Source organism: Algoriphagus sp. NF, assembly GCF_028823735.1.
Lineage (GTDB): Bacteria > Bacteroidota > Bacteroidia > Cytophagales > Cyclobacteriaceae > Algoriphagus > Algoriphagus marincola.
In genome coordinates, this window is sequence record NZ_JAPEIB010000095.1 from 1 (window position 1) to 1,458 (window position 1,458).

Genomic DNA, 1,458 nt, shown 5'->3' on the forward strand with positions numbered 1-1,458 from the left:
AGTGATCCTGTGGGGTGGCTATGGCTTCAGCAAAGATTACAACGCGCCCAAAGGACATGGCTATGCTATCTCAGATCTACATGAAACGCTCCGCACCGGTGCCCCGATGGAAGAGGGCGAAGGTCCTATGCCCTCTACCTGCTGGACTTGTAAGAGTCCGGACGTGCCTCGATTGATGAGCGAAATGGGTGTAACTGAGTACTATACTGGCAAGTGGTCAGACCTTGGCTCCGAGGTAATTAACCCGATCGGGTGTGCAGACTGTCACAATCCCGAGACCATGAAACTGACCATCACCCGACCCGCCTTGATCGAGGCTTTTGAGGCTATGGGGAAAGACATCAATGATGCCTCTCACCAAGAGATGCGCTCCCTGGTCTGTGCACAATGCCATGTGGAGTATTACTTTGATAAGAAAAAGCCCGGGGCGGAAAATGCCAATTACCTCACCTTTCCCTGGAAAGACGGTATGGACGTGGAGTCCATGGAGGCGTATTATGATAATATTGACTTTGCTGACTGGGTCAATCCCCTCAGTAAAACTCCCATGCTCAAAGCTCAGCACCCCGACTATGAAGTTTACCAAATGGGCGTGCACGCCAAAAGAGGGGTAAGCTGCGCAGACTGCCACATGCCCTATCAGACTGAGGGAGGACAAAAATTCACCAATCACCACATCGGCTCGCCGCTCAGCAATGTGGAAAACAGCTGCTTTGTCTGCCACAGAGAAAAGGTAGATGAATTGGTAACGGATGTGTACGAGCGTCAGCGCAAAGTGAAAGATGGAAGCCGAAGACTGCAGCGAATGATTGCCATGGCTCATATCGAGGCAGCCAAGGCACTGGAACTGGGTGCTTCTGAGACTCAAATGAAACCTATTCAGACCGGAATCCGACATGCACAGTGGAGATGGGATTTTGCTGTAGCCTCTCACGGGGCGGCCTTTCACGCTCCGCTAGAGACCAGTCGGATTGTGACCAGCGGGACAGATATCATTCAGGAAACCCGGATAGAACTGACTCGTCTACTGGCTGATTTAGGTTTTAATGAACCTGTACCCATGCCGGACTTTGAATCCAAAGCTGCCCTGCAGACTTATATAGGCCTGGATATAGAAAAAGAATTTGCTGCCAAGCAGGACTTTCTGGAGCAAGTAGTACCAAAGTGGCTGAAAGAAGGCAAAGCCCGCGAAGCCAAAAAAGAAGTCAAGACGATCAGCAGCAAGTAGGTCCTCAGTAAAACAAGAATCATGAAAAATCTAAGATTTCTCCTTGGAGCAGGATTATTCTTCTGCTTTAGCCTATCCGCTTATGCTCAGTTTTCCCTGAATGGACAAATGCTCATCCGTAGCGAATACCGCAACGGCTTCAATAAGTTAATCAATGAAAATGAAGACCCAGCAGGATTTATCGCACACCGAGCGAGGCTCGAAGCCAGCTATCAAATCGACCGACTCAA

General features: G+C 49.7%; 1 protein-coding gene and 1 pseudogene. Both read left to right on the forward strand.

Annotation, left to right across the window (positions count from 1 at the left end; genetic code table 11):
* Positions 1-1,228, forward strand: a 1,228-nt coding sequence (nrfA, locus tag OU792_RS18475; RefSeq protein ID WP_274671049.1) for an ammonia-forming cytochrome c nitrite reductase, incomplete at its 5' end; no start/stop codon positions are given.
* 21 nt (positions 1,229-1,249) lie between these two features.
* Positions 1,250-1,458: pseudogene (locus tag OU792_RS18480) on the forward strand (hypothetical protein); the annotation flags it as partial.